This is a genomic window from Pseudomonas congelans, from assembly GCF_900103225.1.
Taxonomy (GTDB): domain Bacteria; phylum Pseudomonadota; class Gammaproteobacteria; order Pseudomonadales; family Pseudomonadaceae; genus Aquipseudomonas; species Aquipseudomonas congelans.
The window spans coordinates 113,807-136,316 of record NZ_FNJH01000006.1; the positions used below are offsets into that span (position 1 = coordinate 113,807).

The following is a 22,510-nucleotide window of genomic DNA, read 5'->3' on the forward strand; positions in this document are numbered from 1 at the left end:
ACTCAGTGCTGATGTTCCGGAGCCTGTTTTTGCACCACTACCTGCACCTCGACATCCCCCGCCTTTTCGAAATGCAGAGTCATTGGAAAGCGCTGGCCGACGACCAGCTTGGAACGGTCCTTGATGTCCAGCAGCATCACGTGCCAGGCCATTGGGGCAAAAGCCACCTTCGCGCCAGCCGGTATGTCGACCGCCTGAACGTGCTGCATCTTCATCAGCCCGTCGGCATGTACATGCTCATGCAACTGCGCCTGCCCGGCGATGGGCGTGTCGACGCTAATCAGGCGGTCGGCGCTGTCACCTTTGTTCTCGATGGTGAAATATGCAGCCACTGTCGGTGCGTTGGGCGGTAGCTCCATCGACCACGGATGGCCAATCAGCAATGCCCCTGCCTTGTACTCATGGGCGTGGACGAAGCAGGCTGGCAGCAGCAATGCGGCCAGCAGCAATGCTTTTTTGAGCATGGTGAGATTCTCCGGGGGATTCGATATAAGGAGTGAAAGGTAGCTCAACTGGAAGTCCGAAACACTTGGGCAAACTTGTGAGTGCAGATGAGTGAGCCCGTTTCGTACAGTCGTTCTCCTCATGCAGTCATAAGGTGATCGTGATGAATGAACGGGCACAGTCACATCGTTTGCGCCTTGGGCGATTCTCCGGTGCTGGTCAGATTTATTTGGTCACCGCAAAAACATTCCAGAGAAATCCTGTTTTTTCCGATTGGCGCATGGGACGTCTGCTGGTTGATGAACTTCGACACGTTCAGGAGCAGCAACTGGCCGATTCATTAGCCTGGGTCGTAATGCCCGACCATATACACTGGCTGCTGCAGTTGAACAGCCACTCACTATCCAGCGTGGTACAGCGCGTTAAATCGAAAAGCGCGATCGCCATAAACAGAGCCAGAGGTTGCAGCGGACCTTTTTGTCAAAGCGGATTCCATGACGCCAGCATCCGCACTGAGGAAAGCCTTTTGGATTTCGCCCGTTATATTGTTGCCAATCCTGTTCGAGCCAACCTGGTCAAAAGCGTGCGTGATTATCCCTTATGGGACGCAATTTGGCTTTGAAAAACTGGCCTCTTCGTGAGCAAGCTCACTCCCACAGGTTCGGGGTATTTTCAAGCCATGTAGATCACTCCCACAGGGCTGGAGTGTTTCAAGCCATGTGGACGGGGCCGGGGTGTTTTAAGGAGGACTAAAGACGGCTCATTCACTCTAGCCCCAACGCCTCCAGCACTTCATCCACTGCCCAGAACAGCCGGTCCACGTCAGGCAACTGCGGGCGTTTGAGGATCAGGACGGGCAGGCTGCGCTCGCGGGCGACGTCGAGTTTGGGTTCGGTGGAGCTGCTGCCGCTGTTTTTGCTGATCAGCACATCGATGCGGCGCTGTTCGAACAATTGACGTTCGTCTTCCAGCATGAACGGGCCGCGTGCGCCGATCACTTCGCAGCGTTCGTTGCCGGGGTAGTCGTCCAGTGCCCGGAGTGTCCAGAACTGGTGCGGCGGAATTTCGTGCAGGTGCTGCAAGGGCTCGCGACCCAGCGTGAACAGCGGGCGCTTGAAGGGGCGCAGGGCAGTGGCCAGTTCTGACCAGTCAGCCACTTCGCGCCAGTCATCACCCGGACCTGCCTGCCACGCGGTGCGGCGCAAGGCCCAGCAGGGAATGCCCGCCAGCCTGGCTGCATGCGCTGCGTTGTGGCTGATCTGCGCGGCATAGGGATGGGTGGCATCCAGTAGCAAGTCGACGCCCTGTTCGCCCATGTACTGCGCCATCCCTTCGGCGCCGCCATACCCGCCGACCTTCAATTGGCAGGCCAGATCCGACGGCACCCGGCCCACGCCCGCCAGGCTGTAGATGTGCTCAGGCCCGAGCCTGCGCGCAATGGCCAGTGCCTCGGTAATGCCGCCCAGCAGCAGGATGCGTTTCATGTCGCTTCTCTCTGTGAGTCAACGCCGGCCTGACCCACCAGCCCGCCCTGACGATCGATTGCGAAAACCTCCACCTGAACGCTCGCAGGTACGATGCTGCGCGCGAAATTCAGCGCATGGCGGCACACTTCGTCGCCCAGTGGCACACCTGCCGCCGCGCTCATCGCCAGCGCTTGCTGACTGGTGTTGGCTTCAAGGATCCGTTGTTGCAGGCCTGCATCCGCGCCGACATCCGCAGCCCAGTGCGCCAGTTGCGGCAGGTCGATGCTGGAATGGCGGCTGTGCAGGTCCATGTGGCCGGCGGCCAGCTTGCTGATCTTGCCGAAGCCGCCGCACACGCTCAGCTTATCCACAGGCACCTTGCGCAAATGCTTGAGCACGGCACCGACGAAGTCGCCCATCTCGATCAGGGCGATATCGGGGATTTTATAGACGCGGCGCATGGTGTCTTCGCTGGCGTTGCCGGTGCAGGCGGCGATATGCCGATAACCGTTGGTGGTAGCGACATCGATACCCTGATGAATCGAGGCGATATAGGCCGCACAGGAGAACGGCCGGACAATCCCGCTGGTGCCGAGAATCGACAGGCCGCCGAGAATGCCCAGGCGCGGGTTCATGGTCTTGAGCGCCAGCGCCTCGCCACCCTCGACGCCGATCGTGACTTCAAATCCGCCGCTGTAGCCTTGCTCTTCGGCCAGCTGCAGCAAATGCTCGGTCATCATGCGCCTTGGCACTGGGTTGATGGCCGGCTCACCGACTGCCAGCACCAGCCCGGGGCGGGTCACGGTGCCGACACCGGAGCCCGCCACGAAACTCACGCCCGCTAACGCCTGCAGCCTGACGCGGGCAAACACCAGCGCGCCGTGGGTGACATCCGGATCGTCGCCGGCATCCTTGAGCGTTGCCGCTTCCGCGAAGTTATCCACAAGCCGGCAGAATTCCAGACGCATCTGCACCTGTTTACCCTTGGGCAAGACAATGTCCACCGCATCGCTGACCTGCCCGCAGAGCAACAGCCGCGCCGCCGCGAGGCTGGTCGCGGTCGCACAGCTGCCAGTGGTCAGGCCACTGCGCAATGGCGCAGGCTGTTCGGCGGTTTCTTCGCGCATCAGGGTTTGACTACGTCCAGCAGGGTGATCGGCAGAGCCTGACGCCAGGTGTCGAATTCGCCAAGGGGCTGCGCGTGGGCGACGTGGATACGGGTCAGCTCGCCGCCGTGTCGTTCGCGCCAGGCCATCAAGGCGGTTTCGCTTTGCAGGGTTACTGCATTGGCCACCATTCGGCCGCCCGGGCGCAGTTGCTCCCAGCAGGTTTCCAGCACGCCGACACGCGTCACGCCACCGCCGATGAAAATCGCATCAGGGCGTTCCAGACCGTTCAATGCCTGAGGCGCGCTGCCCCGCACCAGTTGCAGGCCGGGCACGCCGAGTGCGTCGCGGTTGAACTCGATCAGTTGCTGGCGGCCTTCATCGGCTTCAATGGCCATCGCCCGGCAGGTCGGGTGCGCGCGCATCCATTCGATGCCGATGGAGCCGCAGCCCGCGCCGACATCCCACAACAGTTCGCCGGGCAGCGGCGCAAGGCGGGCGAGGGTGATTGCGCGCACTTCGCGCTTGGTGAGCTGGCCGTCATGTTCGAACGCGCTGTCCGGCAGACCTGAGATGGGGCTAAGACGGATGGCGCTGGCGTCGGCGCGACAATCGATGGCAACCAGGTTCAGCGCGGCAATCTCGGGGTTGCCCCATTCGCTGGCCAGGCCTTCGACGCGCCGCTCGGCTTCGCCACCCAAATGTTCCAGGACGGTCATGCGGCTTGGACCAAAGCCGCGCTCGCGCAACAAGCCGGCAATCACGGCGGGGCTGCTGCCGTCGTTGCTCAACACCAGCAGGCGCATGCCATGGTGGAAATGCGCGTTCAGCGCGGCTACCGGCCGGGCAACCACCGACAGGGTGACCACATCCTGCAGTGGCCAGCCGAGACGGGCTGCGGCCAGAGAGTAAGAGGAGGGCGCGGGCAGAATGCGCATTTCGTCAATGCTGACCACGCGTACAAGGCTGGCGCCGACGCCGAACATCATCGGATCGCCGCTGGCCAGCACGCAGATCTCGGCACCCCGCTGCTCGAGCACAGGGTTCAACGAGAAAGGACTTGGCCACGCACGTCGCTCGGCGCGAATGCACGGCGGCAGCAACGCCAGCTGGCGCGGGCCGCCGAACACCTGATCAGCGTGCAGCAGAGCGTGTCTGGCGTTCTTGCCGAGCCCCTTGTAACCGTCTTCTCCGATTCCCACGACTGTCAGCCACGGCGACATGTACCTACCTCAATCCGAACTTCCGACAGAGCGCCTTTTCATGCCTGCGGACAAAGCAGGCATAATACCGCGCCCGACGGGGTACAAGTGCTCTAATCAACGTCCGTTTCCAGCCAGTTCACACCGGGTGACCCATTGAACGAGCCGCAGTCCGCTCGCACATCCTCTGCAACGCTACGCCCCTCGGCCTGCCCGGGGTTGCTGCGTATCGTCCCGGCACTGGACGGCGGGATCTGCCGGATCAAGCTGGCGGGCGGGGTGATCACCAGCGTGCAGGCCATGGCCGTCGCCAAGGCTGCGCGGACCTATGCACAGGGCGTTATCGAAGCCACCAACCGCGGCAATTTGCAGATTCGCGGCATTGGTGCCGATCATGACGGGCTGATCGGCACCTTGATGGCGGCAGGGCTCGGCCCCGCCAACCCGGCCAGCGACGATGTGCGCAACCTGATGCTCAGCCCGACGGCCGGGCTGGATCCGCAGATGCTCTTCGATGCCCGGCCGCTGGCGGCGCAGATCCTCGACGCGCTGGAACATCACCCGCGTTTTCACGAGCTGTCCCCCAAGTTCGCCTTGTCGCTGGATGCTGGCGAAGCGCTGGTCATGCTCGAACACCCGCACGACGTGTGGCTGTCGGCGCTGAAACTCGATGACGAAGTGCTGCTGGCGTTCGGGCTGGCCGGCTGCCCGGCCAATGATCGACCGCTGGGCGCTGTCCCTGTGGCCGAGGGGAAGATGCTGGTTATCGCCCTGCTGGAGCTGTTTCTCGACCTGGCCTGTCCCGAGCACACCCGGATGCGGCACCTGCTGGCCGAGGTATCCACCGCCGATATGCTGCGCGAGCTGTCGACGCGATCCGGCTGCACAGTGCGGACCGACAAGGCGATCACCGATTGGCAGCGTCCGGCCATTCAGGGCGCTCGGCATATCGGTGTTTATCCACAGGCCCAGCCTGAGCAGGTGGCGGTGGGCGCGGCAGTACCCTTGGGGCGTCTCGATGCGGCGATGCTTTCCAGCGTGGCGCAACTGGCGGCGGATCAGGGCGACGGCACGCTGCGTCTGACGCCCTGGCAAAGCCTGTTGCTGCCCAACGTGCCGGTCGAGCGCGCGGCAGCCGTGCTGGACTCGTTACAGGCATCGGGCTTCGTGTGTTCGATCGAGCGACCTCTGGCGCAGATGCTCGCCTGTACCGGTTCTGCCGGGTGCGCCAAGGGGCTGGCCGATACCAAGGCCGACGCCCTGCAACTGGCTGCCGGGCTGGCTAACAGCCAGGCGGTTCACTTGAGCGGCTGCACGCGTTCCTGCGCCGCCGCCCACGTAGCGCCAGTGACCTTGCTGGCGGTCGCGCCGGGCCGTTACGATCTTTATTTTCGCGATGCAGCGCATGCCGGTTTCGGCGTGCTGCGCGCGCGCAACCTTACTATTGAAGCAGTCGGCGCGCAGTTGAACGCCGGCTCACGGAGCAACATGCATGATTGATTACATCCGCGATGGTCAGGAGATATATCGCAACTCTTTCTCGATCATTCGCGCTGAAGCGCGTCTTGACACGATCCCTGCCGACCTGGAAAAACTCGCCGTGCGCGTGATCCATGCCTGCGGGATGGTCGAAGTCATCGAAGACCTGCGCTTCTCGCCGGGTGCCGGCACCGCCGGGCGCAATGCTCTGGCCGCCGGAGCGCCGATCCTGTGTGATGCGCGCATGGTTTCCGAAGGCATCACCCGCACCCGGCTGCCCGCCAATAATCCGATCATCTGCACCTTGCATGATGAAGGCGTGCGGGAAATGGCCCTGGAGCTGGGCAATACGCGCTCCGCGGTGGCGCTTGAACTGTGGCGTCCGCACCTGGAAGGCAGCGTGGTGGTCATCGGCAACGCACCGACCGCGCTGTTCTATCTGTTGGAGATGCTTGATGCCGGTGCACCGAAGCCCGCGCTGATTCTCGGCTTTCCGGTCGGCTTTGTCGGGGCCGCCGAGTCCAAGGCGATGCTTGCCGCCGATAGCCGCGGCGTGCCGTTCGTGATCATGCAGGGCCGTCGTGGCGGCAGCGCCATGGCCGTGGCCGCTGTCAATGCACTGGCCACGGAGATCGAATGATGCAGGCACGCGGTCGATTGATTGGCCTGGGCGTCGGTCCTGGCGACCCGGAGCTGATCACTGTCAAGGCCCTGCGCCTGCTGCGCGAGTCGCCGGTGGTGGCGTATTTCGTGGCCAAGGGTAAAAAGGGCAACGCATTCGGCATCATCGAAGCGCATCTGCAGGACGTTCAGACCCTGATGCCGCTGGTCTACCCGGTTACCACCGAGGCATTGCCGGCAACACTGTCCTACGAAAAGCTCATCAGCGACTTTTACGACGAATCCAGCCGGCACATTGCCGCGCACCTGGACGCCGGACGCGATGTGGCGGTGATCTGCGAAGGCGATCCGTTTTTCTATGGCTCCTACATGTACCTTCACGATCGTCTGGCCGAGCACTACGACGCTGAAGTGATTCCGGGCGTGTGTTCGATGCTCGGCGGTGCTTCGGTGCTGGGCGCGCCGCTGGTGTATCGCAATCAGAGCCTGTCGGTGCTGTCCGGTGTGCTGTCCCACGATGACCTGAAACGCAAGCTGGCCGATGCCGACGCGGCGGTGATCATGAAGCTGGGGCGCAATTTCCACAAAGTCCGCGAGGTGCTGACCGAACTGGGTATGGCCGGGCGCGCGCTGTATGTCGAGCGCGCCACGATGAGCAATCAGAAAATTGTCCCGCTGGACCAGGTCGACCCGATGTCGTCGCCCTATTTTTCGCTGATTATCGTGCCTGGCGACAGGTGGCAAGGCTGATGACCTCCATGACTCCGGCCATCGTCATCCTCGGCAATGGCAGCCTTGCTACCGCGCGACGCATTCAACAGCTGTTTCCCGGTGCGCTGATTCATGGTCTGGCCGAGCGTGTGCAGGGTGCCGACCGCACTTACAGCGAGTTTGGCGCGACGCTGCGCCAGTTGTATCAACAGAACACGCCGATCATCGCCCTTTGTGCAGCAGGTATCGTGATCCGCACGCTGGCCGCCGTACTGCTGGAGAAGGGCGCCGAACCGCCGGTACTCGCCGTGGCCGAAGACGGCAGCGCCGTAGTGCCGCTGCTCGGCGGTCTTGGCGGGGTGAATGTTCTGGCGCGCAGCATCGCCAGCGGGCTTGGCGTTGCGCCGGCAATCACCACCAGCGGCGAGCTGCGTTTCGGCACTTGCCTGCTCAACCCGCCAAGCGGCTATGCACTGGGCGATCTGGATCTGGGCAAGCGTTTCGTTTCCGACCTGCTGTCCGGCGAGGCCGTGCGCATCGAGGGCGAAGCCCCGTGGCTGGCTCAGGCGCAATTGCCCGAAGACCCACAGGCGGCGCTGGCCATTCATGTCGGCAGTACCCTGCGCGAGCCGTCGCCCCATGAATTGCTGATTTACCCGCGTAACGTGCTGGTGGCGGTGACTGACCTCAGTGACGAACTGGCCGAGCGCGTGCGCTCGGCCCTGCGCGAGGCACGTATCGCCGGGCAGTCCCTGGCCTGCCTGTTGGCTGCCGAGGAGCAGATGGCCAATCCGCACCTGCACAAGGCGGCGGCGGAACTGGACGTTGCGCTGCGATTTGCCAGTGCTGCTGCGGCCAGCGAGATGGCCATGAAAGCTGTGCCGCAGTTGTTGCCACCGCTCTGCGTCGACGCCCACACAGCGATTGCTGTCGCGCTGCAGCCGCTGGATGTGCAGAGCATCGGCCGCGGGCGTGGCCGACTTGCAGTCATTGGCCTGGGCCCTGGCGCAGCAGACTTGATGGTGCCTGCGGTCAAGGCCGAACTGGCACGTGCCAATGATGTGCTGGGCTATGAAACCTATGTGCGCATGGCGGGGCCGTTTCGTGCCGATCAGGTACTGCACTGCACCGATAATCGTGAAGAAATGCAGCGTGCGCGGCATGCCTTCGAACTCGCAGCTCAAGGCCGCTCGGTAGTCGTGGTTTCATCCGGTGATCCGGGAGTCTTCGCCATGGCTTCAGCGGTGCTTGAAGCGTTGCATGAGTCGGATAACCCACACTGGCATGCGGTCGAGCTGGAGATTCTGCCCGGTGTCTCGGCCTCTCTGGCCACCGCGGCCCAGGCAGGTGCGCCGCTGGGGCATGATTTCTGTGTGCTGTCGCTGTCCGACAACCTCAAGCCCTGGGACATCATCGAAAAGCGCCTGGATCTCGCCTGTCAGGCCGATCTGGCGCTAGCTTTCTACAACCCCATCTCCCGCTCCCGACCCTGGCAACTGGGGCGCGCGCTGGAGATCGTGCGCCAGCATCGCATCCCCGCAACTCCTGTGACGCTGGGGCGTGATATCGGCCGCCCCGGTCAGACATTGCGGGTTATCACGCTGGGCGAATTGACACCGGAGCAGGTGGACATGCGCACCATGGTGTTGATCGGCTCTTCCCTGACGTGCACCTTTCCCCGCAACGAAGGTGGCCGTTGGGTGTACACGCCGCGTTGGTATGGCAACAAGCCTACAGCGTAAACGCAAACGCTCGTCATATCGGTTGCTAACAATCGTGGGAAAGCACTGATGTGGGGCTGAAACTTCAAGTAGGTGAGCCCGTATTTCGGCTCACATGCTTGAGCGAATCGGCTCTCATCAATCTACGTAGCCTGTAGTCCGATTGCAGAAACCTCCCGGGAATGTTCGCTCACCCGCGGTAAACCGGGAGGCAGATGGCGGGCGCGAATTTCGCGCTGCGTATCGAGTTCGGCAGCCAGGCGCCCGAAAGCCATCAGAGAGCAAACGGGAAGCACCGAAAAACTGCCTGATTTATTTCGCTAGTCTCGATTCAGTCCATCAGGACTCATGAATTAAAGGACTAATGAAATGACACAGGAAATTACGATGAACACCACTGACAACCTCGATTACATTGCTTCTTGCGAGCTGGCCGAATGCCCCGAGTCGCTTCAGGCGGCTGACGAGACTGACGAAGGCTCCGGCAATGAAGGTGCTGTGGTCGCAGGCAGTCTGTTGGCATTTGCTGCCGGTATGTCGGCGCAGAGCAAGCAGGACGTGATGAATTCCTTTCTGTTTGCCACCCTTGTGGCCAACAAGGCGTTCAGCTCTGAAACCCAGGGCGATCAGTGGTATGACAAATTCAACGAAGTGCTTTCGAAGCTGGGCTGGCTTTCCACCCAATGGAACTACGCCCGTTATCGTGCTGCCAATCAGCGTTTCACCATGGACGAAGTGGGTCTGGAAATCCTCGGTTCGGCCATCGCAGCTGCCGCGTTACCTGGGCCTGCATCGCTGCTGATGCTCAAGGTGGCTGGAGATGCAATCGCCGCGTTGAAAGCCAAAAAAGAACCCCTGCGCCTGTTCGAGAACCAGACCAAGTCACACCGTGGCGGTAGCTTCCGTATCGCATCCTGTATCGAATCCGAGGACAGCATCGTCAGTCTGGCTATGGCAGCGGTCAGTTTTCAGGCTGACAGTGACGTCACCAACGTACTGTTCTGGGAGTGGCAGGACACCAGTGTCCAGACCTGGAAGGGCGAGGACAGCCTGTTGCTCAATACGGCTCTGTATGCGCGCCATCGCGACATGATCCAGCAACGTCTGGACGACAATGCCAGGCGTGCGATTGCAGAATTCGAAATCTGACCGCAGTGATGGCGGAGGCAGGGATTGCCTCCGCTTTCGGGATAAAAGGAATTTCCCCATGAAGCAGGAAATGGATGCCGCAGTCGTCAATGCGGGTTGTTTAATGTTTTTCCCCGAGCCGCAGCGGGTCTCCCTGAAAAACGATGTGCTGGACTCGATGCTGTATGTGCAGTTGGCGGCATCGAAGCAACATTCGAAGTTTGCCGAACCCGAAAAATGGAATGAAACCCGTCTCGCCGCAGCACAGCGTTTCGGCTGGTTGCCGAGTGCCAACGAACATGTCAGTCAGCCCTTGCCGCCAGAGTCTGTTGAAACGGTATGGAGTTGCATGGCGCGCGCGCTTGCACCGTTGGTATCAGCCGAGACGCTAGTGCGTGCAGAGACGTTCATGCGCAAGGTGAGCACTCGTTCCACCGCGAACGATGCGCTTGATCTGCTTCGCAGTCAGGCCATACAGAGCGGTTTGAATCACGCGGGAAAGTTGCAGGTCAGCGTGCTTCTGCAACTGGCGTTCGTCGACACTCAGCAGAACCTGAAACTGGCGCAGTTTCAGTTCGCCACACGTCAGCCGCTGTCAGCCGGGTTTCTTTTCGAGGTCATCGAGCCAAAGAGTATCTACGGCAACATCGCTGTGACTGTCTACGCAATGCAACTGTTCGAGCAGGTCTATGCGCAGTTTCGTGATGGCATCGACACCGCGCTGTCGAGCAAGCGCGCGGGCCTGATCATGCCGCTTGGGGGCAGTCCTGATGTCTGATCCGGATAAAGCTCTGCTGACGGAAGCCAGCCTGCTGTCCTTCGCCCGCAATGTCGAACCTGATGTGCGCCAAGACATAATCGATTGTCTGCACCATGCGCGACTGGTCGCTGATGATCACCATTCGTCCAGGACCAACTGGCGTGCATGGCTGGATGCTTACCAGCGTTCGATTACCGCCACCGGCGGTTCGCGGAGCGCCGGGATCAACGATGCCCGATTGAGAATCCACAGTTTCAGGGACATCGGAAAACTGCAGCTCCCCGTGGTCGATAACGCTGCCGAGCTTCGCCAGCTATACCGCAGCTCGCTCGACAGGTTACTGAGCAGTGAGCATGCGGCGAATTTTTTCGGCAGCTGGTTCACGTCCGGACGTTCTGAAAGCTTCCAGCTCATGCCCTGTGCAATGCGCAACAAGGACGAAGTGTCGATCCTTCTGTGCAGCCTGCAGATGACGACCCTGGCGCTGCGTCCCGCGCAGTATTTCTGGCAAATATTGGGCGGCGAAATGCAGGTGCATGCCATCAGTACGGCATTCCGATTCAGTCGCCAGAGCTTCGAGCCGTTTCGCCAGACTGTGCAGGACGCCCTGGCTGATCGTGCCGCAGCCGAAATCATCAGTCTTTAGCAATCTGGAAAAGCCCATGGAAGGGAGTAACGCAAATGAATGCAGACACAGACAACGCAGCGTATTTAGGCAACATCCCCAGTATGGTCGCGTTTCTGCCCGGGCTTGCGAGCGAGGAGCGCACGGATATTCAAAACCTGCTTCTGGATGCGCAGCTGTTCGCGGGCAGGCAGTTTGATTTCAAGACCCAGTGGGGCAGCTGGATGCATTACTACCGCAGCCGTCTCGAGACGCGCGGCATACAGCAAAAGGGCGTGGTTCTGGGCGACTCGCTGGTGGTAAGCAGTGTCGACGATTTGTTGCAGGCAACGTTCAAGGTCAGTCATCCGGCAGATCGCAAGCTTCTTGGCGGCCTGGTGCAGCGCGCCGTCGCTGCAATGGGCGTGAACCAGGCAGCAGAAGCCTACTTTCAGAGCGGCTTCGATGAGGGACGTCTGGGCAGTTTTCAGGTCGTGCCCTGCGAAAACTATGAGCCTGGCCGCATGCTCCTGTTGCTTTGCAGCCTGCACCTGAGCGTTGACGACCATGCGCCAGGAACACGAAGGCTGCTGTTTCACTTCAAGGGCGGCAGTTACATCTTTGACAGCACGACGTATGCAACCCACCGTGACGAGGTGATGCGTTATCTGGACGGCAGGGCGCAGGGGCTGGTGCGCTCTGCAAGTATCTGAGCCCTGTCAGGGCAGCAGGTAGCCCCTGATGCCGGTGAAGATGATTTGCGCGGCCAGCGCACAGACGAACAACCCCATCAAACGGCTGACAATCTGCAAACCCTGATCGCCGAGGATTCTTTCGATACGGTTGGAGAGGTAAAGCACGACGCCGACGGTCAGGCTGGCCAGCGCAATACTCAGAATGGCGGTGAGTTTGTCGTCCCAGTGGGGCTGACTGACGCCCATGACCAGCAGTGCCCCTATCGTGCCGGGGCCGACGGTAAGCGGAATGGTCAGAGGAACAATGGTCACATCCTGCTGGATATTATCGGTCTGCACTGCCGACTTGCCTTGGGCCATGCCCAGCGCCGATATGAACAGCACACTGCCGGCACCAATCCTGAATGCATCCACCGTGATGCCGAACACATCGAAAATCACGCGTCCGAACAGATAGAGCAACACGCTGGAAACCAGAGTCGCCAGAGCCACCTTCCAGGCCAGGCGCCGTTGTTCCTTGCGCGAGTAACCGCGTGTCAGGCTGATGAAACAGGAAAGAACGAAAAACGGGCTGTAAAGCACCAGCATTTTCAGATAGACGCTGAACAACACGTGAAGCATGGCTTCGACTCACAACGGCAGGTGAATGGCATCGCCAGTCTATCAGGCCGCAGGCCTTTCCCGTCGCTGTCAGTTTTGCCGATAGTGCTCGCCGTCCGACGTCAGCCCGCGGGCCTTGTCACGGTGCGCTACCCAGTGCTCCACCAGTTCGCGCAACTGGGACAGTTCGATGGGCTTGGCCATGTGGCCGTCCATGCCGGCCTGGCGCGCGCGGTCCTTGTGCTCGGTGAGAATATGCGCGGTCAGTGCAACGACCGGTGTACGCACGCGCTGGTTACCGACTTCCCAGGCGCGCAATTGCTCGGTGGCCGAGAAGCCGTCGAGTATCGGCATCTCGCAATCCATCAGCACCAGGTCATAGCGCTGCGCCTTCATGGCGCGTAACGCTTCTTCGCCATTGCTCGCGGTATCGGGGTTGAGGTTCAGCTTGCCGAGCATGCCGCGGATGACCTTGGTCGAAATGCTGTTGTCTTCGGCCACCAGAATCCGGAAGTCGCCGGGGACGCTGACCGGCGGAGTCACGACTGGGCCGGTCTTGTTCGACACGACACCCTTGTTCAACTGGGTCAGTTCATCTGCCAGCGTGGTCTTGAGCGTGTAGCCTGCTACCGGTTTGGCCAGAATGCGCTTGATACCGGAATTGCGCGCGATGATCTTGCTGGGCGCATTGCTGATGCCCGTCAGCATGATCAACAGAATGTCGTGATTCAGGCTAGGGTCTTCCTTGATCTTGGCCGCGAGCTGCATGCCGGTCATGCCCGGCATGTTCTGATCGAGCAGGACCACATCGAAATAGTCGCGCAGATGCGCCTTGGTCCTGAGCAGGGCCAGTGCCTCCTTGCCGGACGCCACTGCGCTGACATTCAGGCCCCAGGCGCTGCATTGCTGGACCAGCACTTTGCGGCACGTGTCGTTGTCGTCGACCACCAGTACCCTGGCATCTTTCAGCGGGCTGTCCAGATCGATGGTCGGCTGTTCAAGCAGCTTTGCGTCCAGCGGCAGGTTCAGCCACAGCGTATTGCCTTGCGCGCCGGTGTTCTGAATGCCGAATTCGCCATCCATCAGTACGATCAACTGACGAGCGATCACCAGCCCGAGGTGGCCGCCGAGCCGGCTGCTGGCCAGAAAGTTACGGCTGTGCAGTTCGGCGTGCAGCAGCTCTTCACGCTCTTCGTCGGAAAGCGATTCGCCGCTGTCCTGAACCGAAATGCGCAACCGCGTGTTGCCGCTTTTCGAGGACTCAAGGGCGACGGCCAGAAGAATTTCACCTTCGTCGGTCTTCTTCAGGGCATTTTCCAGCAGGCTCAGCAGTGTCTGGCGCAGACGGGTCGGGTCACCGTTGATGACACGTGGCACCTGAGGCTGGATCTGGCTGATCAGCTCGACCTGTTGCTGCTCGGCCTTGGCGCGGAAGATATTCAGGCAGTCCTCGACCAGCGCGCCGATGTCGAACTGCACGTCGTCGAGTTCGATCTGTCCTGACTCGAGCTTGGTGATGTCGAGAATTTCGTTGATCAGCGTCAGCAGTTCGTTACCGGCACTGTGAATGGTCTGCACGTAGTCGCGCTGTTTGACCGACAGCGGGGTGCCGAGCAGCAGTTCGGTCATGCCCAGCACGCCGTTCATCGGCGTGCGAATCTCGTGGCTGATCTTGGCCAGGAACTCGGCCTTGGCGTTGATTTCGGCGGTGCTGGCCGCCTGATCGCGGCTGATGCTGAAACGGTCTTCGGTGATGCTGCGATGCCGCTCGCTGAGCGCCAGGCTCATCAGCAGACCGCTGATGCAGAACACGCTGAGCAGCGCCAGTATCAGCCATTGTGGCGGCACCAGGCTCAGCCACAGCAGGCCAGGCAGAACCACCATATAGCCGATATTGAAGGTAATCATCCCGAGGACAAACAGGCGCGCCGAACGATAGCCCTTCTGCCAGTGCCACATCGACACCGCCAGAATGCTCAATGTCGTCAACGAAACCAGGCCGAAGGTCAGGATATTGATTGGCAGCTTTTCGTCGAACAGCACCAGCAAGGCGCCGATCCCCATGAGCACCGCGTTGCCGAGCAACAGACGATCGAGCTTGCGGGCATTGCGATGCACGAAGAAACAGTAGGTGTAGATCAGGCCTGCGACAGCGGCCAGCAGCAGTGCCAGGTGCGCACTGGGTGTCTGAGCGATATTCCACGGGTCGATCGGGCGCAGCAGGTTGAGGAGCAACAGGGCACTGAGCCCGAGTAACGATTCGCAGGCGGCCAGCCACAGATTGCTGCGCGAACGGGTGTGTCCGTAACGCGTCAGGTTCTGCACGATCAGCATGGACAGCGCGCCAAACAGCAGCCCGAACAACAACGGCTGAGTCTCGTTGGCGGCGCTTTCGATGGCCGGTTCAAGGGTGATGCTGGGGCGCATTTTCTGCGCGGAGACCAGCCTCAGATAGATATCCAGCGACGCCGAGCTTTGCGGAACCGGCAGCAGGAAATCGTTGGACGGCAGTCGCTGATCTTCAATCGGCACGTCATTGCCCGTGCGTACATGATCGATCTGTCGATCGCCGTCCATGACATACATGTCGGCGCTGGAAAGGTCCGGGGCGAAGACACGCAGCAGTTGTTCGTGCTGAGTCGGTTGCATATGGTAATGCAGCCACACGGCACCGTCGCGATCCGCCGCTGTGACACGTTCCAGTTCAATGGGACTGAATTGGTTCTGGTAGCGCGCCGAGCGGATTTCATCCAGCGTCAGATGGGCCTTTTCATCGAGCAGCGTCGACCAGCCTGCACCATGCTCGGCCTGCGCTGAAAGCATGAACAGCAGAGTCAGCAGTCCGACGGTTGAGGCTATGGCAATCCTGAGCCCGCGCACAATGAAATCCCTTCGTGAGTGAATGCCTGGTAAAACCGCGAATACCGGACCAACCGGCCAGCCTCTGGTTGAAGAGGCTGGTCCGATCGATTACTCCTGGTCTTCGCCACGCTCACGGGCAATGGCACGGTAGCCAATGTCCTTGCGGTAGAAACACCCTTGCCAGTCGACTTTTGCGGCCAGCGCGTAGGCATTTTCCTGCGCTTTGCCTACGGTGTCACCCAGCGCTGTGGCACACAGTACACGACCACCGCTGGTCACCACACGCTCATCCTGCAAGGCCGTGCCTGCATGGAATATCTTGCCTTCGAGCTGTGCAGCGGCGTCCAGACCCTCGATGACTGCGCCTTTGGCGTAGTCGCCAGGATAGCCTCCGGCGGCCATCACGATACCCAGGCTCGGGCGCGGGTCCCACTGTGCTTCAATCTTGTCCAGCGCTTGCGCCAGTGCAGCTTCGACCAGCAGTACCAGGCTCGATTGCAGACGCAGCATGACCGGCTGGGTTTCCGGGTCGCCGAAGCGGCAATTGAACTCGATGACTTTCGGGTTGCCCGCTTTATCGATCATCAGACCAGCATAGAGGAAGCCGGTGTAAACGTTGCCTTCATCGGCCATGCCCCTGACGGTCGGCCAGATAACAAGGTCCATGACCCGTTGATGAACCTCGGCGGTAACCACCGGGGCAGGGGAGTAGGCCCCCATGCCGCCGGTGTTCGGACCGCTGTCGCCGTCGCCGACGCGCTTGTGGTCCTGGCTGGTGGCCATGGGCAATACATTCTTGCCGTCGACCATGACAATGAAACTGGCTTCTTCGCCATCGAGGAACTCTTCGATGACTACGCGTGAACCGGCATCGCCAAAGGCGTTGCCAGCCAGCATGTCACGTACCGCGTCTTCGGCTTCTGCCAGGGTCATGGCGACGATCACGCCCTTGCCTGCGGCCAGGCCGTCTGCCTTGATGACAATCGGCGCGCCTTTTTCACGCAGATAGGCCAGGGCAGGCTCGATCTCGGTGAAGTTCTGGTAGTCGGCAGTAGGGATCTTGTGACGCGCCAGGAAGTCCTTGGTAAACGCCTTGGAGCCTTCGAGCTGCGCAGCGCCGGCGGTCGGGCCGAAGCAGTCCAGGCCACGGCTGCGAAACAGGTCGACGACACCTGCAACCAACGGTACTTCAGGGCCGACGATGGTCAGCGCAACGTTCTTTTCAGCGAAATCCGCCAGTTGCTCCAGTGCCAGAACGTCGATGGCCACGTTTTCGCATTTGGCCTCGATCGCCGTGCCCGCATTGCCCGGTGCGACAAACACCTTCTGCACGCGTGGGTCCTGAGCGACTTTCCATGCCAGAGCGTGTTCACGACCGCCGCTGCCAATGATCAAAACATTCATTTCAAAAACCTCGATGACGCTGATTCTGGAGTACGCGGTGTGCCTGAGGCGACCCGACCCGCAGTACGAGGTCGCACTGGCGCAGCAGACACCTGCGACAGTGCGGCCGACTTTCTGATTAGTGCCGGAAGTGACGCATGCCGGTAAACACCATCGCGATGCCGGCTTCGTCTGCCGCGGCAATCACTTCGTTGTCACGCATCGAACCGCCAGGCTGGATGACGGCAGTGATGCCGACCTTGGCTGCGTTGTCGATGCCGTCACGGAACGGGAAGAAGGCATCGGAGGCCATGACCGCGCCCTGAACCTGCAGTCCGGCATGCTCAGCCTTGATGGCGGCGATACGCGCCGAGTTCACGCGGCTCATCTGGCCTGCACCGACGCCGACGGTCTGGCGGTTGCGGGCGTAGACGATGGCGTTGGACTTGACGTACTTGGCGACTTTCCAGGCGAAGATCAGGTCATGCATTTCCTGTTCGGTCGGCGCACGCTGAGTGACGACCTTGAGGTCGGCTTCGGTGATCATGCCGATGTCACGGCTCTGGACCAGCAGGCCGCCATTGACGCGTTTGTAGTCCCAGGCAGGCAGGCGCTCGCTCCATTGACCGCTGGTCAGCAGGCGCACGTTGGCTTTGCTCGCGACGATGGCGCGGGCCTCGGCGCTGACGCTCGGGGCGATGATCACTTCGACGAACTGGCGCTCGACGATGGCCTTGGCGGTTGCAGCGTCCAGCTCGCGGTTGAAGGCGATGATGCCGCCAAATGCCGACTCGGAGTCGGTGGCGTAGGCCAGTTCGTAAGCCTGGCGAATGCCGCCTTCATCGTCCGGGCAGACCGCGACACCGCACGGGTTGGCGTGCTTGACGATCACGCAGGCCGGTTTGACGAAGCTCTTGACGCATTCCAGCGCGGCATCGGTATCGGCCACGTTGTTGAACGACAATTCCTTGCCTTGCAACTGGGTGGCGGTGGCGATGCCAACCTCGGCAGGTTTTGCTTCGACGTAGAACGCCGCACTCTGGTGCGGGTTCTCGCCATAGCGCATTTCCTGAGCCTTGACGAACTGGGTGTTGAAGGTGCGCGGGAACTGGCTGCGGCCTTCGGTGCTCAGGGTTTCGGCGGTCTGGTCGACGCCGCCCAGGTAGTTGGCGATCATGCCGTCGTAGGCGGCGGTGTGCTCGAACGCCTTGAGCATCAGGTCGAAACGCTGGGCGTAGGTCAGGCCACCGGCCTTGAGGCTTTCCAGGACCTGGCCGTAGTCGCCGGCATTGACCACGATGGCGACGTCCTTGTGGTTCTTCGCCGCAGACCGGACCATGGTCGGGCCGCCGATATCGATGTTTTCGATGGCGGTGGGCAGGTCGCAGCCCGGCTTAGAAACAGTGGCCTCAAACGGGTACAGATTGACCGCAACCAGGTCGATCGGCTTGATGCCGTGCTCGGTCATGATGGCGTCGTCTATGCCGCGACGACCCAGAATCCCGCCATGGATCATGGGGTGCAGGGTTTTGACCCGGCCATCCATCATTTCAGCGAAGCCGGTGTAGTCGGCCACTTCGACTGCCGCGACGCCGTTGTCCTTGAGCAGCTTGAACGTACCGCCAGTGGAAAGAATCTCGACGCCCAGCGCTTCAAGCTCGCGGGCAAACTCAAGGATTCCTGTCTTGTCGGATACGCTGATCAGGGCGCGGCGGATCGGCAGGCGGGTAGTCTGGTCGGTCATCTCGATTTCCATCAAAAGCAAAAGAAGTCAGCAAAAAAAAGCGACCGCGGTGCAAGGTCGCCTTTTCTGTTTTGAATGCTTTAAAGCAGATCGTACTGTTTGAGTTTCTTGCGCAGCGTGCCGCGATTCAGTCCCAGCAGCTCGGAGGCCTTCGTCTGGTTACCCTTGACGTAGTTCATCACGCTTTCCAGAAGCGGAGCCTCGACTTCCGACAACACCAGGTTGTAGACGTCAGTGACGGATGCGCCTTCGAGGTGGGCGAAATAATTGTGCAGCGCCTTCTCGACACTTCCGCGCAGGGTCTGACCCTCTTCGCTCGGCGTGTTGAGGTGCTGTTTCAAATTGACGTTGTCGCTCACGGGTGTTGTTCCACTCACTAAAGTCTCGGTCATCATCGTCATGCGGCCACCTCTTTATCATTCTCGTTATCCGGGCCCTTGCAGCCTTGGCTGAAGAACTCCCGAACGTTGGCGCACTGTGCTTCCGTATCTTCCAAACGATTGAAGTGGGCGCGAAACTCTCTGGCGCCCGGCAGGGTTGCGAGATACCAACTGACGTGTTTGCGTGCAATGCGCACGCCCATCACGTCTCCATAGAAAACGTGGAGCGCTGCCAGATGCTCAAGCAGAATGCGTTCCACTTCACTCGACTGCGGTGCCGGGAGTGTCTCTCCGGTACGCAGGAAGTGTTCTATCTCGCGAAAAATCCAGGGACGCCCCTGTGCGGCCCTGCCAATCAGTAATCCGTCTGCACCGGTGGCCTTCAGCACATGCCGGGCCTTTTCCGGTGAATCGATGTCGCCATTGGCAAAGACCGGGATCGACACGGCCTGTTTGATCTGGGCAATGGTGTCGTACTCGGCCTCGCCGGTGTACAGGTCGGCACGGGTTCGCCCGTGCACCGCCAGTGCCTGAATGCCTGCCTGCTCGGCGATTTTCGCCACTGTCAGGCCATTTCGGTTATCGCGATCCCATCCGGTGCGGATCTTCAGCGTGACCGGTACATCGACTGCAGCCACGACAGCCTGCAGGATGTCGTTGACCAGCTGCTCATCCTTCAATAGCGCCGAGCCTGCTGCCTTGTTACAGACTTTCTTGGCCGGGCAACCCATGTTGATGTCGATGATCTGGGCGCCCAGTTCGACATTGGCACGTGCTGCGTCTGCCAGCATCTGCGGATCTCCACCGGCGATCTGTACCGAGCGGGGCTCGGGATCACCTTCGTGGATCATGCGCAGACGCGATTTGCGGCTGTTCCACAGGCTCATGTCACTGGTGACCATCTCCGAAACCACCAGACCGGCACCGAGTCTTCGGCACAGCTGACGGAAAGGCTGGTCGGTGACGCCCGCCATCGGGGCGAGGATCAAGCCGTTGTGCACTGTATATGGGCCGATGCGTACTGCCGACATAGCCTTACCTGTTGTGGAGGCCAAATCATCCGCAGGCCGTGTAAAAACCGTTTCACCCGGTCTGCAACGGCTCATTCCGCCAGCCGCATGCGCCACCGCCAGATCGAACCGAGAGTTTGAAAAAGGGTTGGCATGATACCCGCTCTCGATGACTGGATAAAGGCTGAATTGGATAAAATCTGAACAGCTCTTGCCGATGCTCGACAAGGCCGGTCAGAGGGTATTTTGTCGCAAAATTTCTGCGATCATGCAGCGTTCTTTGATGAAAAAAGGGTGTAAAGAAGCAGTCTCGGCATATGCAAGAGCCGCGGACGAGTCATTCCGGCGAGCGGAAGTTGAGGCTGTAGTTCACGGCCTTCGCGCCTGGATCAAGGATATCCAGCGCGATGTGGATCGGCGTCTGGGGTGGCATCTCTTCCTTGCCGGCCATTTCACCGCTCAGGTATTCACTGGGCTTGAACCGACGGCTGGCGATCAACTGACCTCCGGTATCGGAAAAACGCAGCTCCAGCAGGGGAAACGGCTGGGAAAACGAGGCGCGGTTGTAGATGATCGCATCTACCACCAGAGCCCCTTGAAACTCGGGGTGGCTGCGCACAACCAGATTGCTGCTCTTGAGCTGGGAAATGTCGACCTTGCTCGGCACCTTGCAGCCAACCTGCGGGCAAATCTGCTGAAACAACGGGCGGTACTGGTCCTGGCGTGCCAGCTGATCGAAGTGGTACCAGACGTATTGTCCTGCCAGACCCGCCAGCGCCAGCACGATCAACAGGCCCCAGGCGAGGCGTCGGCCCCAGCGTGGTTTGGGCCGTTGCCAGTCGAGCTGCAGAGGGTCGTCAGTCAGGTCGAGAAGTGTCTGGTCACGCACTTCCGGTTCGTTGCGGCTGCGCTTGCCCCGCGGTTCAGGCTCCGGCTCATGGTCGTTATCTTCATCATCGTCATCCACCGCAGACCAGCGCTCGACCCTCTCGGCGGGCGCGGCTTTGCGCTGGATGATGACCGGCATTGGAGGCTCGTCATCGTCCAGATCCTTGTCCAGTGACAGCGACGGCTCGGTGCGTTTGTGGTCCTCCAGCGGTTCCGGAGATTCTGGAGAGTCGGTATCCGGGATAACCTCGGCATGCAGTTCCGGCAGTTGCTCGACATCGTCGTTGTGCAACGTATCGACCCATGCCGCTTCGTCGCTCTGCCGACTGTCACGCTTCGCTGTCAGGCTCACACCGTCGTTGCCGATATCGCTGACAGGGCGGGTAAAGGTGTCAGGCCTGCGGGTCTCGCGTTGTTCGAGGCGAGCCAGTTCTTCGTCCAGATTGAGATTATCCAGATCCAGCTCGCTGACTTGCCAGGGGTCGTCTTCTTCGGGCGCCTTTTCCGGCTCCGGCTCCGGCCTCAGCTCAAGCTCGGGGGGCGGCAGGGCCTCCGGTTCGGGCAGGGCTGCGAGCACCGGCGAGGCGGGCAGGGCCTCTTTTGCGGAGTCATCACTGGCGCGTTGCTCGAGCAACTGCCGCGCTGCGTTGAACACCTGCAGGCAGGCACCGCATCGCACCACCCCACGGGCCACGCTCAGTTGAGCGTGACTGACTCTGAAACTGGTCTGGCAGTGCGGGCACTGGGTGACGAAACTGTCGGTCATGCGGCTGTCCGGTTGAAGCGGCGGTTAACGGCGGCGACCCGTGATGCGTACCCAGCCATCTCGGTTTGCGATCGGGTCCAGATCAAAACTGTCAGCATAGGCTGCCGCGACTTCCTCACCTTGTTCGGCAAGGATGCCTGACAGTGCCAGGCGTCCGCCGGTCCTGATCAGGGAAGCCAGTTGCGGCGCCAGGGAAACCAGCGGGCCAGCCAGAATGTTGGCGACCAGCACGTCGGCCTGCTGGTGTGGCAGATCCTCGGGCAGGTACAGCGGGAAGCGTTCGGCGACGATATTGTTGCGTCCGGCATTGTCACGAGAGGCTTCCAGTGCCTGCACGTCGATATCGGTACCAACGGCCTGTTCGGCACCGAGCAGCAGTGCGGCGATGGCCAGAATGCCCGAGCCGCAGCCGAAATCAAGCACGTTGCAGCCTTCGAGGTCCTGGCCATCCAGCCACTCGAGGCACAGCGCGGTGGTCGGGTGGGTCCCGGTGCCGAACGCCAGGCCCGGGTCGAGCAACAGGTTCACGGCGTCGGGTTGCGGCGCAGCATGCCAGCTCGGAACGATCCACAGGCGCTTGCCGAAACACATCGGCTGGAAGTTATCCATCCAGCTGCGTTCCCAGTCCTGATCTTCGATGACTTCGGCGCTGTGCTCGGGCAATTCTTCGCCGGTCAGCAGGCTCAAATGCGCCAGGGCCATCTTGGCATTGGTGTCGGCTTCGAACAACGCCAGCAGGTGGGTGTGTGCCCACAGCGGGGTGGTATTGAGTTCGGGCTCGAAAATCGGCTGGTCTTCGGCGTCCATGAATGTCACGGACACGGCGCCGACTTCAAGAAGGGCGTCTTCGTAGGTTTCGGCTTGTTCCGGGCTGATGGCGAGACGGACTTGCAGCCAAGGCATGGCGGATTACCTTCGATTTGGAAATAAGTGCGGCTAG

21 protein-coding genes are annotated in these 22,510 nt (G+C 60.9%); 9 read left to right on the forward strand and 12 right to left on the reverse strand.

Annotated features, from left to right (window positions below):
* Positions 1-2: 2 nt before the first annotated feature.
* Positions 3-464: a copper chaperone PCu(A)C gene (locus BLR20_RS19655; RefSeq protein ID WP_032615635.1), complete on the reverse strand. Its 462-nt coding sequence runs from the start codon at positions 462-464 to the stop codon at positions 3-5.
* 143 nt (positions 465-607) lie between these two features.
* On the opposite strand from BLR20_RS19655, the gene BLR20_RS19660 reads away from it, so the two are divergent.
* Positions 608-1,066, forward strand: coding sequence for an REP-associated tyrosine transposase (locus BLR20_RS19660; protein WP_074594991.1), 459 nt, complete (start codon positions 608-610; stop codon positions 1,064-1,066).
* Between the two features lie 142 nt (positions 1,067-1,208).
* On the opposite strand, the gene BLR20_RS19665 is transcribed toward BLR20_RS19660, so the two are convergent.
* Genes BLR20_RS19665 through BLR20_RS19675 form a run of 3 tightly spaced genes read right to left on the reverse strand, consistent with a single transcriptional unit; the run spans position 1,209 to position 4,239 of the window.
* Positions 1,209-1,928 carry a cobalt-precorrin-6A reductase gene (locus BLR20_RS19665; RefSeq protein WP_054993290.1) on the reverse strand — a complete coding sequence of 240 codons (720 nt, stop codon included), beginning with the start codon at positions 1,926-1,928 and terminating at the stop codon, positions 1,209-1,211.
* Positions 1,925-3,037 (reverse strand): cobalt-precorrin-5B (C(1))-methyltransferase, encoded by a 1,113-nt coding sequence (locus BLR20_RS19670; protein ID WP_010427347.1) that lies wholly within the window; start codon positions 3,035-3,037, stop codon positions 1,925-1,927. Before BLR20_RS19670 ends, BLR20_RS19665 begins: the two co-directional genes overlap by 4 nt.
* Positions 3,037-4,239 (reverse strand): bifunctional cobalt-precorrin-7 (C(5))-methyltransferase/cobalt-precorrin-6B (C(15))-methyltransferase, encoded by a 1,203-nt coding sequence (locus BLR20_RS19675; RefSeq protein WP_054993289.1) that lies wholly within the window; start codon positions 4,237-4,239, stop codon positions 3,037-3,039. Before BLR20_RS19675 ends, BLR20_RS19670 begins: the two co-directional genes overlap by 1 nt.
* Positions 4,240-4,374: 135 nt before the next feature.
* Here BLR20_RS19675 and cobG point away from each other — a divergent pair, with 135 nt between their 5' ends.
* The 8 genes from cobG to BLR20_RS19715 all read left to right on the forward strand — a co-directional run bounded on the left by cobG (position 4,375) and on the right by BLR20_RS19715 (position 11,955).
* A complete protein-coding gene (cobG, locus tag BLR20_RS19680) occupies positions 4,375-5,718 on the forward strand; it encodes a precorrin-3B synthase (protein WP_074594994.1) in 1,344 nt (447 codons plus the stop codon).
* Complete coding sequence (locus BLR20_RS19685) at positions 5,711-6,337, forward strand: precorrin-8X methylmutase (RefSeq protein WP_003368856.1); 627 nt, start codon at positions 5,711-5,713, stop codon at positions 6,335-6,337. Before cobG ends, BLR20_RS19685 begins: the two co-directional genes overlap by 8 nt.
* Entirely contained in the window at positions 6,334-7,068 is a 735-nt protein-coding gene (locus BLR20_RS19690; protein ID WP_390175905.1) for a precorrin-2 C(20)-methyltransferase, read from the forward strand. Before BLR20_RS19685 ends, BLR20_RS19690 begins: the two co-directional genes overlap by 4 nt.
* Positions 7,068-8,771, forward strand: a complete 1,704-nt coding sequence (gene cobJ, locus BLR20_RS19695; RefSeq protein ID WP_054993287.1) for a precorrin-3B C(17)-methyltransferase — start codon at positions 7,068-7,070, stop codon at positions 8,769-8,771. Before BLR20_RS19690 ends, cobJ begins: the two co-directional genes overlap by 1 nt.
* A gap of 348 nt (positions 8,772-9,119) precedes the next feature.
* Complete coding sequence (locus tag BLR20_RS19700; RefSeq protein WP_054993286.1) at positions 9,120-9,899, forward strand: hypothetical protein; 780 nt, start codon at positions 9,120-9,122, stop codon at positions 9,897-9,899.
* Between the two features lie 58 nt (positions 9,900-9,957).
* A complete protein-coding gene (locus BLR20_RS19705; protein WP_054993285.1) occupies positions 9,958-10,656 on the forward strand; it encodes a hypothetical protein in 699 nt (232 codons plus the stop codon).
* The gene (locus tag BLR20_RS19710) at positions 10,649-11,284 is read left to right on the forward strand and encodes a hypothetical protein (protein ID WP_054993284.1); all 636 of its coding nucleotides are present in this window, start codon (positions 10,649-10,651) and stop codon (positions 11,282-11,284) included. Before BLR20_RS19705 ends, BLR20_RS19710 begins: the two co-directional genes overlap by 8 nt.
* 35 nt (positions 11,285-11,319) lie before the next feature.
* Positions 11,320-11,955 (forward strand): hypothetical protein, encoded by a 636-nt coding sequence (locus tag BLR20_RS19715; protein WP_054993283.1) that lies wholly within the window; start codon positions 11,320-11,322, stop codon positions 11,953-11,955.
* A 6-nt stretch (positions 11,956-11,961) separates the two neighbouring features.
* Here the strand turns inward: BLR20_RS19715 and BLR20_RS19720 are convergent, their stop codons facing one another.
* The 8 genes from BLR20_RS19720 to prmA all read right to left on the reverse strand — a co-directional run bounded on the left by BLR20_RS19720 (position 11,962) and on the right by prmA (position 22,473).
* Positions 11,962-12,558 (reverse strand): MarC family protein, encoded by a 597-nt coding sequence (locus tag BLR20_RS19720; protein ID WP_010427328.1) that lies wholly within the window; start codon positions 12,556-12,558, stop codon positions 11,962-11,964.
* 69 nt (positions 12,559-12,627) lie between these two features.
* Complete coding sequence (gene retS, locus BLR20_RS19725; protein ID WP_054993282.1) at positions 12,628-15,417, reverse strand: hybrid sensor histidine kinase/response regulator RetS; 2,790 nt, start codon at positions 15,415-15,417, stop codon at positions 12,628-12,630.
* Positions 15,418-15,507: 90 nt separating this feature from the next.
* Positions 15,508-16,803 carry a phosphoribosylamine--glycine ligase gene (gene purD / locus BLR20_RS19730; RefSeq protein ID WP_010427323.1) on the reverse strand — a complete coding sequence of 432 codons (1,296 nt, stop codon included), beginning with the start codon at positions 16,801-16,803 and terminating at the stop codon, positions 15,508-15,510.
* A 118-nt stretch (positions 16,804-16,921) separates the two neighbouring features.
* The gene (purH, locus tag BLR20_RS19735) at positions 16,922-18,526 is read right to left on the reverse strand and encodes a bifunctional phosphoribosylaminoimidazolecarboxamide formyltransferase/IMP cyclohydrolase (protein WP_003341009.1); all 1,605 of its coding nucleotides are present in this window, start codon (positions 18,524-18,526) and stop codon (positions 16,922-16,924) included.
* Between the two features lie 80 nt (positions 18,527-18,606).
* Positions 18,607-18,927 (reverse strand): DNA-binding transcriptional regulator Fis, encoded by a 321-nt coding sequence (gene fis, locus BLR20_RS19740; protein ID WP_002555375.1) that lies wholly within the window; start codon positions 18,925-18,927, stop codon positions 18,607-18,609.
* Positions 18,924-19,937 carry a tRNA dihydrouridine synthase DusB gene (gene dusB, locus BLR20_RS19745; RefSeq protein ID WP_010427319.1) on the reverse strand — a complete coding sequence of 338 codons (1,014 nt, stop codon included), beginning with the start codon at positions 19,935-19,937 and terminating at the stop codon, positions 18,924-18,926. Before dusB ends, fis begins: the two co-directional genes overlap by 4 nt.
* Positions 19,938-20,253: 316 nt before the next feature.
* Positions 20,254-21,570, reverse strand: coding sequence for a DUF3426 domain-containing protein (locus tag BLR20_RS19750; protein WP_054993281.1), 1,317 nt, complete (start codon positions 21,568-21,570; stop codon positions 20,254-20,256).
* 24 nt (positions 21,571-21,594) lie between these two features.
* Positions 21,595-22,473: a 50S ribosomal protein L11 methyltransferase gene (gene prmA / locus BLR20_RS19755; RefSeq protein WP_054993280.1), complete on the reverse strand. Its 879-nt coding sequence runs from the start codon at positions 22,471-22,473 to the stop codon at positions 21,595-21,597.
* Between the last annotated feature and the right edge of the window lie 37 nt (positions 22,474-22,510).